This window comes from Streptomyces pacificus, from assembly GCF_011766325.1.
In the GTDB taxonomy this organism is placed as follows: domain Bacteria; phylum Actinomycetota; class Actinomycetes; order Streptomycetales; family Streptomycetaceae; genus Streptomyces; species Streptomyces pacificus.
Genome location: NZ_BLLG01000008.1, coordinates 111,492 through 126,677, shown reverse-complemented (window position 1 = coordinate 126,677; position 15,186 = coordinate 111,492). Strand labels below are relative to the sequence as shown.

The window sequence follows — 15,186 nt, the reverse complement described above, 5'->3', positions numbered from 1 at the left end:
CGGGTCCGCCGGCCGCGGGTCCGCCGGCCGCGGGTTCGCCGTGACCGGGGCCCCCGGCCACCGGGTCCTCGGCGGGAGTGCCGGGGCTTGCCCCGGGAAGCGCAGTCACAGCGTGCTCCAGTCCTGGTCGGGATAGCGGTGCACGGGCGCCGACACGTCGTCCAGCGCCCGGCGGATCTCGTCAGGAAGACTAATTCCCTCCACTGACAACGCCTGCGTGAGCTGCCGGACGTTGCGGGCGCCGACGATCGGCGCCGCCACGCCCGGCCGGTCGCGGACCCAGGCGAGGGCCACTTCCAGCGGGCTCGCCGCCAGCCCGTCGGCGGCGGTGACGACCGCCTCCACGATGCGTGTCGCCCATTCGTCCAGATAGGGCTCCACGAAGGCGGCCAGCTGCTCCGACGCCCCGCGCGAGTCGGCCGGCGTCGCGTGCCGGTACTTGCCCGTGAGCACACCCCTGCCCAGGGGGGAGGACGGCAGCAGCCCCACACCGAGGTCCAGTGCCGCGGGCAGCACCTCCCGCTCGACGCCGCGCTGCAGCAGCGAGTACTCCATCTGCGCGCCGGCGAGACGGGTCCGGGTGCCCGGCGCCGCGAGCTGCCAGGTGGCGGCCCTGGCGAGCTGCCAGCCGCAGAAGCCCGACACCCCCGCGTAGCGGGCCCGGCCGCTGCCCACCGCGATGTCCAGCGCCTGGAGCGTCTCCTCCAGCGGTGTGTGCGGATCGAATCCGTGGACCTGCCAGAGGTCCACGTAATCGGTCCCCAGCCGCTCCAGCGAGGCGTCCAGGGCCGCCAGCAGATGGCCACGGGAGCCGTCGTACCGCCGCACCGGGTCGAGTATGCTGCCGGCCTTGGTCACGATCACCAGGTCGCGCCGCGGTACCAGCCGCTCCACCAGCTGGCCGAGCAGGTACTCCGCCTCGCCGCCGCCGTAGACATCCGCCGTGTCGACCAGCGTGCCGCCGGCCTCCCAGAACGCCTTCAACTGGTCCGCGGCGTCGTGCTCGCCGGTGTCCCGCCCCCAGGTGAGGGTGCCGAGCCCGATCCGGGACACGCGCAGTCCGGTACGGCCGAGATGCCTCTGCTCCATGGGCGCGAGATTACTGGCCACGGCCGAACCCGGAGCGACCCTGTGGACAACTCGCCCGCGAAGCCGTCACCCGCCGCCCCCTGACGCGACGCCGCTCCCCGCGCTAGAGTCCCGACCCAGGACGTTACTCATCGGTAAATCGGTACTTCGGAAGTGGTTCGGCACATCCGGAGCGGTGCGGAGCGGTAAGGGGAGCGGTATGCGGTTGGGCATCAACCTCGGTTACTGGGGCGCGGGCATGGACGGCGACAACCTCGCCGTGGCCCAGGAGGCGGATCGCCTCGGCTACGACGTCTGCTGGGCGGCCGAGGCATACGGCTCCGACGCGCCGACCGTGCTGTCCTGGGTCGCGGCGCAGACCGAGCGGATCGACGTCGGCTCCGCGATCCTGCAGATCCCCGCCCGCCAGCCGACGATGACGGCGATGACCGCCGCCACGCTGGACTCGCTCTCCGGCGGGCGCTTCCGCCTCGGTCTCGGCGTCTCGGGCCCGCAGGTGTCCGAGGGCTGGTACGGCGTCACGTTCGACAAGCCCCTGGCCCGCACTCGCGAGTACGTCGAGATCGTCCGCAGGGCCATGACGCGCGAGCGCCTGACCTACGAGGGCGAGCACTGGACCCTTCCGCTTCCCGGCGGTCCGGGCAAGCCGATCAAGCTGACCGTCCATCCCGAGCGCGAGCGCATCCCGCTGTACATCGCCGCCATCGGCCCGAAGAACCTGGAGCAGACGGGCGAGATCGCCGACGGGGCACTGCTGATCTTCCCCTCCGCCGACCATCTCGAGGACACCGCGATCCGCCATATCCGCGCGGGCCGGGAGAAGGCCGGGAAGACGATGGAGGGCTTCGACGTCTGCCCCACCGTGCCGCTCGCCGTCGGTGACGACGTCCAGGCGCTCGCCGACATGTTCCGCCCCTACACCGCGCTGTACGTCGGCGGCATGGGGAGCCGCAGGCAGAACTTCTACAACCGGCTGGCCCAGCGCATGGGATACGAGAAGGAGGCAGCGGAGATCCAGGACAAGTACCTCTCGGGGGACAAGACCGGGGCGGCCGCGGCTGTGCCGCACGAGCTGATCGACTCGACCGCCCTGCTCGGCACCGTCGACCGGATCGCGGACCGCATGCGGGCCTATGCCGCCGCCGGGGTGACCACCCTGACCCTCGCTCCCGCCGGCTTCACCCGGGAAGAGCGGCTGATCGCGCTGCGGGCCGGCACCGAGGCCCTGGAGCGGGCGGGCCTCGCCTAGGAGGGCGCGTCAGGCGACGTTCGCCCACCCGTGACGCCCGGCACGGCCGGTCCGCTCGGCCTGGGAGCGGGTTCCGGGCCGGATGCCGATCCCGGTCCGTCCGGTGCCGGACATGCCTGCGGCCGTGGTGGGGGCTCGGGGTCATCCCCGCCACGGCCGTCACGAGGTCTAACGCCTCACCCCGCCCTCGGTCACGGCCGGACTCCGGTGCACCGCCGAAGGCTACGGGGGGCGGCATACGCCCTCCCGAGTACCCGATGATCTGTTTGCTCCTCCTTTCGGCGGATTGGGCCAGGTCACCTGTTGCCTGTTCGCCCAGTCCGCATTTGACTCTTTCTCTGCGGACACCCGTCGCCCACGGGTGCCTCACGGAGGTGGCAGTGATGCTCTCGGCCCGAAGTCTTTTCCAGGAGATCCTCGAAAGCGACGACGCCTACCAGCTCTTCTGCTCGATCGCGGCCAGTGGCGAGGCCCAGGGCGGCTGGGAGAACGGCCGTATCGCGGCGCTCGTACCCGACAGCATGCGCGGACTCGCGCCGAAGATCGCCCGGCATGGTGCCGATGAGGACAAGCACGGCCGGATCTTCACCGCACTGCTGAAGAAGCGTGGTCTGGAGCCGGTCGAGGTCCCGCCCGAGACCGACTACACGATGCTCCTGGAGAAGCAGGGCATCGGACTGGCTCACGAGAAGCTGCGCCACGACGAACGGCTCACCGAACGGGACATCGTGGTCTACCTCTCGCACAGCCGGGTCACCGAGCAGCGCGCCGCGGACCAGATGGACATGCTGGTGAAGTTCTTCGGGGACCACCCCGAGGTCGGCAAAGCCGTCAAGCAGATCTGCAACGACGAGGACAACCACCTCTCCTACTGCCACGAGGAACTGCTCCGCCTCGCCCGCGCCGGGCACGGGCGCGTCATCCGGGGCATCCTGCGCGACTGCGCGCTCACCGAGATCGTGGTCCACCGGGACGTCAGCCTCGCGGTGATGTCGCACATGGCACGGATCCTGGACTGGCCCGGAGCCAAGTCGGCGGCGCTCACGGCCGGTGTCCACGCCATGTACGCCTTCGAGCGGGCCGGTGGCTGGCGGCGCATGGTGACGCTCAGGATGCCCGAGCGGCGGGACGCCCTCGGCGGCCCCGCGGCCACCGCCCCCGTCGTCTGAGCCGCTCGTCGTGGTGGGGATTCAGGCTTAGCCCGTCCCGCCCGTCCCGCCCGTCCCGCCCGTCCTGCCCGTCCTGCCCGTCCTGCCCGTCCTGCCCGTCCTGCCCGTCCTGCCCGTCCTGCCCGTCTCGCGCGTCCCGGCAGCCCCGTGCGCCCCGGCCGCCCGTCCGGAGTCCGCCGCCGGGCCGCCGGGCCGCCGGGGGCGCACGGGGAGCGCTTCGGGTGGGCAGCCCGTCACCCGGTCGCCTGGACACAGCCCCTAGGCTGGCCCGCATGGCCACGTTGATCCTCGTTCGCCACGGACGTTCCACCGCCAACACCGAGGGGCTGCTGGCCGGCTGGACGCCGGGCGTCGCCCTCGACGGGCGCGGCACCGCGCAGGCGGCCGCCCTGCCCGCCCGGCTCGCCGGGCTGCCCCTCGCGGCCGCGGTCACCAGCCCGCTGGAGCGCTGCCGCCAGACCCTCCAGCCGCTGCTCGACGCACGGCCGGGCCTCCCGCTCCACAGCGACGACCGGATCGGCGAGTGCCACTACGGGGACTGGTCCGGCCGCGAACTCGAGGAACTGGCGGGCGAGCCGTTGATGGAGGTCGTCCAGCGCCACCCCGCAGCCGCGGCCTTCCCCGGCGGCGAGTCGATGCGGGCCATGCAGGCGCGGGCCGTCGACGCCGTACGCGACTGGAACGCCCGGATCGCACAGGAGCACGGCGACGAGGCCGCGTACCTGATGTGCTCCCACGGCGATGTGATCAAGGCGGTGGTGGCGGACGCCCTGGGCATGCACCTCGACCTGTTCCAGCGGATCCACGTCGAACCGTGCTCCGTGACGGCGATCCGCTACACCCGCCTGCGGCCCTTCCTGCTGCGCCTCGGCGACACCGGTGACCTGGACTTCCTCCGGCCGCGCGAGAACGCGAACGAGCCCCGCGAGGGCGGCGGCGACGGGGCTGCGGTGGTCGGCGGCGGCGCGGGCGCACCGTGATCGCCGGGCGCAGTAGGGTGGACGGGCCGAAAGCCGGAAGCCCGCTTCCGGCACCGAAGCCGAAGACCTATGAATCCCTAGGGAGCAGGACGTGACCCGTCAGGTGTTCCTGTACGACCCGCCGGAGCGTTTCGTGGCCGGTACGGTCGGGCTGCCTGGACGTCGTACGTTCTTCCTGCAGGCCTCCGCAAGGGGGCGGGTGACCAGCGTCGCGCTGGAGAAGACCCAGGTGGCCGCACTCGCCGAGCGGATGGACGAACTGCTCGACGAGGTGGTGCGGCGGACCGGGGGCAACGCCCCGGTCCCGGCCGTCGCCCCCGCGGACGTCGCCGACACCGCGCCCCTGGACGCGCCCGTCGAGGAGGAGTTCAGGGTCGGCACGATGGCGCTTGCCTGGGACGGCGAGGAGCAGCGCATGATCGTCGAGGCCCAGGCGCTGGTGGAGCTGGACGCGGACTCCGAGGAGGACCTCGCGGAGGCCGAGGAGCGGCTGCTGCAGGACGAGGAGAACGGTCCGCCGGTGCTGCGCGTGCGGCTGACCGGCGCGCAGGCGAGGGCCTTCGCCAAGCGCGCGCTGGACATCGTGAACGCGGGAAGGCCGCCGTGCCCGCTGTGCAGTCTGCCGCTCGACCCGGAGGGACACGTATGCCCGCGCCAGAACGGATACCGCCGCGGAGCGTGACCACGCACGGCGGAGTCCTGGAACTGCTCACTCTGGGCGAGATCACCGTGCGCGGCCGTATCCGCGAGGCGTCCAACGCCGCGCTGTACTGCTCCGTCGCCCTCGACGGCCGGGAGGCGCACTGCGTCTACAAGCCCGTGGCCGGGGAGCGCCCGCTGTGGGACTTCCCCGACGGGACGCTGGCCCGGCGCGAGGTGGCCGCGTACGAGCTGTCGGAGGCGACGGGCTGGGGCCTGGTGCCGCCCACCGTGCTCCGCGACGGGCCGTACGGGGAGGGCATGTGCCAGATGTGGATCGAGGCCGACCCGGCGCGATCCCTGCTCGCGCTCGTCGACGGCGACGAACCGGACGACGGCTGGAAGGCGGTCGGCCTCGCCGAGGTCGGCGAGGGGCGCCCGGCGCTCCTGGTACACGCGGACGATCCGGGGCTGCGCCGGCTCGCCGTACTGGACGCGGTGATCAACAACGGGGACCGCAAGGGCGGACATCTGCTCCCGACGCCGGACGGACACCTGTACGCGATAGACCACGGGGTCACCTTCCACGTGGAGGACCGGCTCAGGACGCTGCTGTGGGGCTGGGCGGGGGAGCCGCTGACGGAGGAGGCCCTCGGGGTCCTGGAAGCCCTTGACGCATCCCTCGGCGGTGAGTCGCCGCTGGCCGGGCGGCTGGCCGAGCTGATCACCCGGGACGAGGCGTCCGCCGTGCGGGATCGGGTCCGTGCCCTGCGCAAGAGCGCCCGCCACCCGGAGCCTGCGGGCAACTGGCCGGCGATTCCCTGGCCGCCCGTCTAGCGCGGCGCCGGCCGGGGTCTGCCCGACGAGCGGCGTCCGCTCCGGTGCGTCGCAAGGCGCCGGACCGGCTTTGCGGTGGGCCGCCCCGGTTGATTCGGCAACGCCGCGATGCGCCGTACCCGCCGTGCCGGGCGTCGCGACGGGCGAACATCACCTGACGCGTTGCCGGCACCGGGGCACCGGGGCACCGGGGGAGCGCGGTCCCGAACCCGCCCTGCGGCGACGGTGTGCAACCCCGCGGCGGCGTCGGCGCAGAACCCGCGGGACGCGGTGGTGCCGGCGCGACGGCCCGCACCCGCCGAGCGGGAGCCCGCGCCGGTCCCGCGGCCGGGAAGTCCCGCAGGACGGCCCCGCCGGGAAGTCCCGCGGTGCGGATGCCCAGGGGACTCCCGGGGTTCGCCGGGTCGGGATCCGGGCCCTTGCCCGGTCCAGGCCTGGGGCGCGCCGGGTGCGGACGCGGGGGCCGCAGGGCCGGGCGCGCGGTCTACCCGGGGCCGGGCAGGGGCGCGGCCGGGGCCGCACTGAGGAGTGTGTGCCCGCGGCCGTACGCGGGGTGTTCGCCCGGGGCCTGCGGGGTCGGGGCGTGGAGTCACTTCCGGAGACGTCCGGTTCGTATCCGGAACCTGCATCCGGTTAGGCTCATGGCATGCATGCCTGGCCCGCTTCCGAGGTCCCCGCCCTGCCCGGCGAGGGCCGCGACCTCCGGATCCACGACACCGCGACCGGCGGCCGTGTGATCCTCGCCCCCGGTCCCGTCGCCCGCATCTACGTCTGCGGCATCACCCCGTACGACGCGACCCACATCGGTCACGCGGCGACCTACAACGCGTTCGACCTCGTTCAGCGCGTGTGGCTCGACACCAAGCGGCAGGTTCACTACGTCCAGAACGTCACCGACGTGGACGACCCGCTCCTGGAGCGCGCCGAGCGCGACGGGCAGGACTGGACGGCGCTCGCCGAGCGCGAGACGGCGCTGTTCCGCGAGGACATGACCGCGCTGCGGATGCTGCCCCCGCGGCACTACGTCGGCGCCGTCGAGGCCATTCCGGGCATCGTTCCGCTCGTCGAGCGCCTTCGGGACGCCGGAGCCGCGTACGAACTCGACGGCGACGTCTACTTCTCCGTGGAGTCGGACTCCCACTTCGGCGGGGTGTCGCACTACGACGCCGAAGTGATGCGCACGCTGTCCGCCGAGCGGGGCGGCGACCCCGACCGCCCCGGGAAGAAGAACCCGCTCGACCCGATGCTGTGGATGGGGGCCCGGGACGGCGAGCCGAGCTGGGACGGTGGCAGCCTCGGGCGCGGCCGTCCCGGATGGCACATCGAATGCGTGGCCATCGCCCTGGACCACCTCGGCATGGGCTTCGACGTGCAGGGGGGCGGCTCCGATCTCGCCTTCCCGCACCACGAGATGGGCGCCTCGCACGCCCAGGCGCTCACCGGTGAGTACCCGTTCGCCCGTGCCTATGTGCACGCCGGAATGGTCGCCCTGCACGGTGAGAAGATGTCCAAGTCCAGGGGGAACCTCGTCTTCGTCTCGGCGCTGCGCCGTGACGGCGTGGACCCGGCCGCCATCCGGCTGGCGCTGCTGGCCCACCACTACCGCGCCGACTGGGAGTGGACCGACGACGTACTCGAGGAGGCCGTGGACCGTCTCGGGCGCTGGCGTGCGGCCGTGTCCCGGCCCGACGGTCCCTCCGCCGACGCGCTCGTCGCGGAGATCCGCGGGGCGCTCGCCGACGACCTGGACGCTCCGGCGGCGCTGACCGCGGTGGACCGCTGGGCCGAGACGCAGCAGACGGAGGGCGGAACGGACGAGGGCGCCCCGGGTCTGGTGTCGCGCGCCGTGGACGCCCTGCTCGGCGTCGCGCTGTAAGGCGGACGCCCCGTCACCCTGCCGGGGTTCGCCCCGGTGCCCCGCCGTCCCCGGACTCCCGTACGGGTCCGGGGACGGCCGGGTTGCTGCGGCCGCGTACCCGCACACGACCGAGGCCCGACCGGCGGGGGCGGGAGAGGCGGGGCGCCTGCGGCCGAGGGCGGCCGGAACCGCCGCTGACCGCTCGCGGGGAGGTGCTGGGAGCGGTCCCCGGAGGCTCAGCCCTCCGAGGCAGCGGATGAAGCCGTCGTTTCCGTCGATTCCATCGGCCCCGTCGATCCCGTCGGCCCCGTCGGCCCCGTCGATCCCGGTGTACCCGTCGATCCCGGTCAGTCGGGTGAATCCGGTGAATCCGGGGAGTCGGGACCCTCGGGGGGCCTGTTGCGCTGCGGCCCGCCGGAGCCGTCGCCCTCGGGAGCGCCCGTCCCGGATCCGCCCGTCCCCGGCTCGGTGGTTCCCGGCTCGGTGATTCCCGGTTCGGGAGTTCCCGCCTCGGCCCTCGGCGGCCTCGGCGGCTTCGTGAGTCCGCCGGCCGTGTCCCGCAGATACGACCCCTCGCCGCCCTCCGCCCCATGCCCGCCCGGTCCCGGTCCGGGGCCGCCGTCCCGCCGGCGCAGATAGCGCTCGAACTCCCGGGCGATGGCCTCGCCGGACGCCTCGGGCAGCTCGGCTGTGTCCCGGGCCTCCTCCAGTGTCTGGACGTACTCCGACACCTCGCTGTCCTCGGAGGCGAGTTGGTCCACCCCGAGTTGCCAGGCCCGTGCGTCCTCGGGCAGTTCACCGAGCGGGATGCGGAGGCCGATGAGGTCCTCCAGCCGGTTCAGCAGCGCCAGGGTCGCCTTGGGGTTCGGCGGCTGGGAGACGTAGTGCGGTACCGCGGCCCACAGCGACACGGCCGGAACCCCGGCGTGTGTGCAGGCCTCCTGGAGAATGCCGACGATGCCGGTCGGGCCCTCGTAGCGGGTCTCCTCCAGTTCCATCGTCCTGGCCAGGTCCGGATCCGAGGTGACGCCGCTCACCGGGACGGGCCGGGTGTGCGGGGTGTCACCGAGCAGTGCGCCCAGGATCACCACCATCTCGACGCCCAGTTCGTGGGCGAAGCCCAGCAGCTCGTTGCAGAACGAGCGCCAGCGCATCGAGGGCTCGATCCCGTGAACCAGCACCAGATCGCGGGGCTTCTCCCCGCCGACCCGCACCACGGACAGCCGCGTCGTGGGCCAGGTGATCTTCCGGACCCCGCCGTCCAGCCACACGGTGGGCCGGTTGACCTGGAAGTCGTAGTAGTCCTCGGCGTCGAGCGCCGCGAAGACCTCGCCCTTCCACTCGCGGTCCAGGTGCGCGACCGCGGTGGAGGCGGCGTCGCCTGCGTCGTTCCAGCCCTCGAACGCGGCCACCATGACCGGGTCGATCAGCTCGGGAACCCCCTCGAGCTCGATCACCCAGGCCTCCTTCCGACGTTCCCTTTGGTACGCCCCAACCTTAAGGCTTCACGGGCGCCTGCCCGCAGCCCCCGTGCACGGCGCGGGGAACTTCCCCGGGGAGCGGCACCGGTCGGCGGAATCCGGCTTCCGGCCGAAGACCGGTTCGCCCGGGGAAGGCCGGCGCCCGGCTGTGCGGTCGCCGGCTGACCGCACCTGCGGCCGCCGTACGGGGACGGCGGCGTCCCCGTACGGCAGGGGGCCCGGGCGTCCGGTACGCCGGCCGCTTCCGCGGGCACCTCGCCGGACCGGTGTGGGGCACCGGGGCACCGAACGCCGCCGGGTGCGCCCGCTCCTCCTCCCTCCCGCGATCCGAACCGGTCGGCGCGCTGTTCGCCGCAGCGGCGTGGTCCCGGCGTACCCGTGCCGCGGCCCGTCTGCGCGAGATCGGCCGGAATACGGCGGCGGTCCGTGCACGTTCCGGCGGCGGCCCCTTGTCGGCGTCCTCGACCGGCCCGGCCAGGGCCCGGCCAGGGCCCGGACCGCGGAACGGCGCGCGGAACGGCGCGCGGAACGGCGTGCGGAACGGCGTGCGGAACGGGGGCGGCCCCGCGCGGAGCCGCCCCCGTCCTGCGGACCGTGCCCGCCCGGATCCCCTGTCAGGTCCGCTTCGCCAGCAGGTCCTCGACCTTCCCCCGGATCTCGTCGGTGGCGAGACCGCGGATCGTCAGAGTGGTGCGGCGGCGCAGCACGTCGTCCGCCGTCTCGGCCCACTCGTGGTCGCGCGCCCACACGACCTGGGCCCAGATCTCGGGGGCGTCCGGGTGGATCCGCCGGGCCAGGTCGGGGTTGTCGTTCGCCAGCCTCGCGATGTCGAAGGACAGCGAGCCGTAGTGCGTGGCGAGATGCCGTGCGGTGTCGGCCGACATCCGGGGCCCGGGCGCGGGGGAGTCCACCAGCAGCCGGTGCGCCACGGCACGCGGGTTGGAGATGCCGGGCAGCGGGAGCTTCTTCGGCAGTTCCGAGATCGGCTCCATGTCGTCGGCGAGCGGCCGGCCGGGCAGTTCGGCCAGCTTGCCCAGCACCGTGCGGCCGATGTGGCGGAACGTCGTCCACTTGCCGCCCGCCACCGACAGCATGCCGCCGCGGCCCTCGGTGACCACGGTCTCCCGCTTGGCCTTGGAGGTGTCACCGGGACCGCCGGGCAGTACGCGCAGGCCCGCGAACGAGTAGGTGATCAGATCACGCGACAGTTGGCGGTCCCGGATGGAGAAGGCTGCCTCGTCGAGGATCTGGGTGATGTCCCTCTCGTTGACCGCCACGTCGGCCGGGTCGCCCTCGTACTCCTCGTCGGTCGTGCCGAGCAGCAGCATGTCCTCCCAGGGAAGGGCGAAGGTGATGCGGTACTTGTCGATCGGGGTGGCCAGTGCGGCCCCCCACGGCGAGGTGCGCTTGAGCACCAGGTGCGCGCCCTTGGAGAGACGGATCGAGGGCGCCGCGCCGGGGTCCTCCATCCTGCGCAGGTGGTCCACCCAGGGGCCGGTCGCGTTGAGGACCAGGCGGGCCGTGACACCGAACTCGGTTCCGTCCGTGCGGTCCCTGAGCTCGGCGCCGGTGACCCGGCCCTCGGTGAAGCGGAGACCGGCGACCTCGGCGTGGTTGAGGACGACGGCCCCCGACTCGGCGGCCGCGCGGACCGTCATCAGGGCCATGCGCGCGTCGTTCATCTGGTCGTCGCCGTAGACGGCGACCGCCTTGAGGTTCTCCGTGCGCAGCTCCGGCACATCGCGCTGGGCCTTGGTGGGCGATATGACGTGGCCGACGCCGTCGCCGAAGGCGGAGAGGGCCGAGTAGGCGAAGACCCCGGCGCCGAGCTTGGCGGCGCCGTGCGGTCCGCCCTTGTAGACGGGCAGGTAGAAGGTGAGCGGGTTGGAGAGGTGGGGGGCCACCTCCCGGGAGAGGGCGCGGCGCTCGAAGTGGTTCTCCGCCACCAGCTTCACCGCGCCGGTCTGCAGATAGCGCAGACCGCCGTGGAGCAGTTTGGAGGAGGCGGAGGAGGTGGCGCCGGCGAAGTCGCCGGCCTCCACCAGGGCCACCCGCAGCCCGGCCTGTGCGGCGTGCCAGGCCGTGGAGATGCCCAGGATTCCGCCGCCGATCACCAGGAGGTCGTAGGTCGCCCCCGCAAGCTGCTCCCTCGTCTCGGCGCGGCTCGGGAGTGAACCGGAGGCCGGGTGCGTCCCCAGCGAGGGGACGCTCTGCAGGGTGGTCATTCTCGATTGCTCCTCGTCAGCTCTCGTCAGCTCTCGTCGTGCTCGAGCCAGCCCATGGTCCGCTCGACGGCCTTGAGCCAGAACGTGTACTCGTGATCACGCTTGGCAGCGTCCATGTGGGGGGTCCACTCGGCTGCCCTGCGCCAGTTGGCGCGGAGCGCGTCGGTGTCGGGCCAGAAGCCGACGGCCAGGCCGGCGGCGTAGGCGGCGCCGAGGCAGGTGGTCTCGGCCACCATCGGGCGCACCACGGGCACGTCCAGGAAGTCCGAGAGGGTCTGCATCAGCAGGTTGTTGGAGGTCATTCCGCCGTCGACCTTCAGGGCGGTCAGTTCGACGCCGGAGTCCTTGGTCATGGCGTCGGTGATCTCGCGCGTCTGCCAGGCGGTGGCCTCGAGCACGGCGCGCGCGATGTGCGCCTTGGTGACGTACCGGGTGAGGCCGGCGATGACACCGCGGGCGTCGGAGCGCCAGTACGGGGCGAACAGCCCGGAGAACGCCGGGACGAAGTAGGCACCGCCGTTGTCCTCGACGGACGCGGCGAGCGTCTCGATCTCGGGCGCGCTGTTGATCAGCCCCATCTGGTCGCGCATCCACTGCACCAGGGCGCCGGTGACGGCGATGGAGCCCTCGAGCGAGTAGACCGGGGCCTCGTCGCCGATCTTGTACCCGACGGTGGTGACCAGGCCCGAGTAGGAATTGATGATCTTGTTGCCGGTGTTCAGCAGCAGGAAGGTGCCGGTCCCGTAGGTGGACTTCGCCTCGCCCTCGGAGAAGCACGTCTGCCCGAAGAGCGCGGCCTGCTGGTCGCCCAGCGCCGAGGCGACCGGGACGCCCGCGAGGACGCCGTCCCTGACCTCTCCGTACACCTCGGCGGAGGAGCGGATCTCCGGCAGGACCGCCATCGGCACCCCTATGGACTGGGCGATCTTCTCGTCCCACTCCATGGTGTGCAGGTTCATCAGCATGGTGCGCGAGGCGTTGGTGACGTCCGTGACGTGCCGGCCGCCGTCGACGCCGCCGGTCAGGTTCCAGATGACCCAGGAGTCCATGGTCCCGAAGAGGATGTCGCCGCGCTCGGCGCGCTCGCGCAGGCCCTCGATGTTGTCGAGCATCCAGCGGACCTTCGGCCCCGAGAAGTAGCTCGCCAGCGGCAGACCGGTCTCGCGGCGGAAGCGGTCCTGGCCGACGTTTCGCCCCAGCTCCCGGCAGAGCGCGTCGGTGCGGGTGTCCTGCCAGACGATGGCGTTGTGCACCGGCTCGCCGGTGTTCCTGTCCCAGAGGAGCGTCGTCTCGCGCTGGTTGGTGATGCCGACGGCCTTGACGTCCGCCGCGGTGATGCCGCCCTTCTCGATGGCCCCGGCGACCACCTCCTGGACGTTGTTCCAGATCTCGGTGGCGTCGTGCTCGACCCAGCCCGGCTTCGGGAAGATCTGCTCGTGCTCCTTCTGGTCGACGGAGACGATCCGGCCGTCCTTGTCGAAGACGATGCAGCGGGACGAGGTGGTGCCCTGGTCGATGGCCGCGATGAACGGGCCGGCGGTGTGTGCGTCGGTCACTGTGTGCTCCTGGGGGTTCTGAGGGGAGGCGTACGGCTCACGCGAACGCGATGTTGTAGATACCCGCGGCGATGGCCGCGCCGATCAGCGGGCCCACGACCGGCACCCAGGCGTAGCCCCAGTCGGAGCCGCCCTTGTTCGGCATCGGGACCAGCGCGTGCACGATGCGCGGGCCGAGGTCGCGGGCCGGGTTGATGGCGTAGCCGGTCGGACCGCCGAGGGAGAAGCCGATGGAGACCACGACGAACGCCACGATCAGCCCGCCGAGGGTGCCGAGGCCCTTGCCGCTGTCGTTGAGGCCCATGGTGAGCACCGCGAGCACCAGCACGACCGTGCCGATGATCTCGGTGACCAGGTTCTGCCAGTAGACCCGGATCTCGGGGCCGGTGGAGAAGATACCGAGCACGGGGCCGGCGTTCGGGGCGGACCGCTCGTCGACCAGGCCCTCCTCGAGCGGCGGCGGAACGAGTTCCGGATCCGTCAGATGGGCCTTGAACTGGCCGTAGTACGTGAGCCAGGCGAGGAAGGCACCGAGCATGGCGCCGATGAGCTGGCCCGCGAAGTAGATCGGGACGTTGCCCCACTCGCCGCTGGTGATCGCGATGCCGAGCGTGACCGCCGGGTTGATGTGTGCGCCGGACATGGGGGTGGCGATGTAGACCGCGGTCATGACCGCGAAGCCCCAGCCCAGTGCGATGGCGACCCAGCCGGCGCCCTGCGCCTTGGAGCGCTTCAGCACGACGGCGGCGACGACGCCGGCGCCGAGCAGGATGAGTACGGCGGTACCAATGATCTCGCCGATGAAGATGTCGGAGCTGGACACCCGCGACTCCTTTGTCCTTCGTCCAGGGGAAGGCGGACCAACGGGTCCCTCCGTGGTCCGCGCCCTCGGGGTGAGAGCGATACCGGCCCTTGGCGTTGCCACACTCTAGCGCTTATTGCCGGTAGGTGTTCGACAATGCCGACCGATGCACGGCAGTTTTGTCCTCTGGTCAAGACGGCGTCAAGGGCTGCGTGGCCGAAAACCGTTTCGTTATCGATGGTGCGCCCGGGCGGGCGAAATCGCCCGCTGTGGGGCCCCGGTCGTGAGCTGCCGGTGACGGCGGGGCTGCGGCGGGGTCACGGCGGGGTCACGGCGGGTGCGGAGGGAGTGCGAAGGGAATGCGAAGGGGGAGGGGGCGGGGAGGGGTGCCGGGGGTGGCGGCGCCCCTGCTTCCGGGGTCCGGGGGGCGGGGTCCGGGGCCGGGGCGTCCGGTGGCGGTGGGAGGGGGTGGGAGGCGGTGGGAGGGTCAGAAGCGGCCGGCGCCCAGGTCCCGGGAGACCGCGCGGGCGCAGTCCCGCACCGCGGCGATCAGCTCGGCCCGCAGCTCCTTTCCGGCATCGCATACGCGTTCGATCGCGCCGGTGACGGCGACCGCGCCGACCGGCATCCGCCGCCGGTCGTGGATGGGCGCCGCCACCGCCGCGACGCCCGCCCAGGTCTCCTCCACGTCGCAGGCCCACCCCCGTGCCCGGGCCAGGTCGAGTTCGCCCTCGAAGGCCTGCAGCGCGGTCACCGTGCGCGGGGTGAACGCCTCCCGTTCGATCTCCAGTGCCTCGCTGTGCGCGACGGGGTCGTAGGCGGAGAGCACCTTGCCCAGGGCCGTGGAGTGGAGCGGCTGCATCGCGCCCACCTCGAGCACCTGACGGCTGTCGTCCGGGCGGAACACATGGTGGACGATCAGGACGCCCTGCTGGTGCAGCACCCCCAGATGGACGCTCTCGCCGCTCGAGCGGGCCAGGTCGTCCGTCCAGACCAGCGCACGGGCCCGCAGTTCGTGGACGTCCAGGTAGCTGTTGCCGAGCCGCAGCAGCTCCGCGCCGAGCTGGTAGCGCCCGGAGGCGGGGTCCTGCTCGACGAACCCCTCCGCCTGGAGGGTGCGCAGGATGCCGTGGGCGGTGCCCTTGGCCAGTTCGAGGGAGGAGGCGATGTCCGAGAGGCCGAGCCGGCGCTCGCCACCCGCGAGCAGGCGCAGCATCGCCGCGGCCCGTTCCAGTGACTGGATGTTCTTCGCCATCGTTCCGGCCCTTCTGCACAACCTCGTTCGACAATGCTGAACACTA

At 72.6% G+C, this 15,186-nt stretch carries 12 protein-coding genes; 6 read left to right on the top strand and 6 right to left on the bottom strand.

The window, feature by feature from the left end:
* Positions 1-105: 105 nt before the first annotated feature.
* A complete protein-coding gene (locus SCWH03_RS15625) occupies positions 106-1,089 on the bottom strand; it encodes an aldo/keto reductase (RefSeq protein ID WP_173264849.1) in 984 nt (327 codons plus the stop codon).
* Positions 1,090-1,288: 199 nt separating this feature from the next.
* Between SCWH03_RS15625 and SCWH03_RS15620 the strand changes: the two genes are divergently transcribed.
* The 6 genes from SCWH03_RS15620 to mshC all read left to right on the top strand — a co-directional run bounded on the left by SCWH03_RS15620 (position 1,289) and on the right by mshC (position 7,839).
* Positions 1,289-2,338, top strand: a complete 1,050-nt coding sequence (locus SCWH03_RS15620; RefSeq protein ID WP_173264848.1) for an LLM class F420-dependent oxidoreductase — start codon at positions 1,289-1,291, stop codon at positions 2,336-2,338.
* 383 nt (positions 2,339-2,721) lie between these two features.
* A complete protein-coding gene (locus tag SCWH03_RS15615) occupies positions 2,722-3,507 on the top strand; it encodes a ferritin-like domain-containing protein (RefSeq protein WP_173264847.1) in 786 nt (261 codons plus the stop codon).
* 272 nt (positions 3,508-3,779) lie between these two features.
* Positions 3,780-4,487: a histidine phosphatase family protein gene (locus SCWH03_RS15610; RefSeq protein WP_173264846.1), complete on the top strand. Its 708-nt coding sequence runs from the start codon at positions 3,780-3,782 to the stop codon at positions 4,485-4,487.
* A 91-nt stretch (positions 4,488-4,578) separates the two neighbouring features.
* A complete protein-coding gene (locus tag SCWH03_RS15605; protein ID WP_173264845.1) occupies positions 4,579-5,169 on the top strand; it encodes a DUF3090 domain-containing protein in 591 nt (196 codons plus the stop codon).
* A complete protein-coding gene (locus SCWH03_RS15600) occupies positions 5,133-5,963 on the top strand; it encodes an SCO1664 family protein (RefSeq protein WP_173264844.1) in 831 nt (276 codons plus the stop codon). The genes SCWH03_RS15605 and SCWH03_RS15600 overlap by 37 nt, the downstream gene beginning before the upstream one ends.
* A 646-nt stretch (positions 5,964-6,609) precedes the next feature.
* The gene (mshC, locus tag SCWH03_RS15595; RefSeq protein ID WP_173264843.1) at positions 6,610-7,839 is read left to right on the top strand and encodes a cysteine--1-D-myo-inosityl 2-amino-2-deoxy-alpha-D-glucopyranoside ligase; all 1,230 of its coding nucleotides are present in this window, start codon (positions 6,610-6,612) and stop codon (positions 7,837-7,839) included.
* A 329-nt stretch (positions 7,840-8,168) separates the two neighbouring features.
* Here mshC and SCWH03_RS15590 read toward each other — a convergent pair whose 3' ends face one another.
* The 5 genes from SCWH03_RS15590 to SCWH03_RS15570 form a co-directional block, all read right to left on the bottom strand.
* Positions 8,169-9,278, bottom strand: coding sequence for a PAC2 family protein (locus SCWH03_RS15590; RefSeq protein WP_173264842.1), 1,110 nt, complete (start codon positions 9,276-9,278; stop codon positions 8,169-8,171).
* Positions 9,279-9,916: 638 nt separating this feature from the next.
* On the bottom strand, positions 9,917-11,527 hold the full coding sequence (locus tag SCWH03_RS15585) for a glycerol-3-phosphate dehydrogenase/oxidase (RefSeq protein WP_173264841.1): 1,611 nt from the start codon (positions 11,525-11,527) through the stop codon (positions 9,917-9,919).
* A gap of 26 nt (positions 11,528-11,553) precedes the next feature.
* Complete coding sequence (gene glpK / locus SCWH03_RS15580) at positions 11,554-13,083, bottom strand: glycerol kinase GlpK (RefSeq protein WP_173264840.1); 1,530 nt, start codon at positions 13,081-13,083, stop codon at positions 11,554-11,556.
* Positions 13,084-13,120: 37 nt separating this feature from the next.
* Positions 13,121-13,906, bottom strand: a complete 786-nt coding sequence (locus SCWH03_RS15575; RefSeq protein ID WP_173264839.1) for an MIP/aquaporin family protein — start codon at positions 13,904-13,906, stop codon at positions 13,121-13,123.
* Positions 13,907-14,372: 466 nt separating this feature from the next.
* On the bottom strand, positions 14,373-15,140 hold the full coding sequence (locus SCWH03_RS15570) for an IclR family transcriptional regulator (RefSeq protein WP_173264838.1): 768 nt from the start codon (positions 15,138-15,140) through the stop codon (positions 14,373-14,375).
* Positions 15,141-15,186: the final 46 nt, after the last annotated feature.

Bases quoted from the DNA above. Each gene is read 5' to 3' on its own strand.
- SCWH03_RS15610 (WP_173264846.1), top strand. From the start codon at position 3,780: ATGGCCACGTTGATCCTCGTTCGCCACGGACGTTCCACCGCCAACACC.
- SCWH03_RS15625 (WP_173264849.1), bottom strand. From the start codon at position 1,089: ATGGAGCAGAGGCATCTCGGCCGTACCGGACTGCGCGTGTCCCGGATC.
- SCWH03_RS15615 (WP_173264847.1), top strand. From the start codon at position 2,722: ATGCTCTCGGCCCGAAGTCTTTTCCAGGAGATCCTCGAAAGCGACGAC.
- SCWH03_RS15585 (WP_173264841.1), bottom strand. From the start codon at position 11,527: ATGACCACCCTGCAGAGCGTCCCCTCGCTGGGGACGCACCCGGCCTCC.
- SCWH03_RS15600 (WP_173264844.1), top strand. From the start codon at position 5,133: ATGCCCGCGCCAGAACGGATACCGCCGCGGAGCGTGACCACGCACGGC.
- SCWH03_RS15620 (WP_173264848.1), top strand. From the start codon at position 1,289: ATGCGGTTGGGCATCAACCTCGGTTACTGGGGCGCGGGCATGGACGGC.
- mshC (WP_173264843.1), top strand. From the start codon at position 6,610: ATGCATGCCTGGCCCGCTTCCGAGGTCCCCGCCCTGCCCGGCGAGGGC.
- SCWH03_RS15570 (WP_173264838.1), bottom strand. From the start codon at position 15,140: ATGGCGAAGAACATCCAGTCACTGGAACGGGCCGCGGCGATGCTGCGC.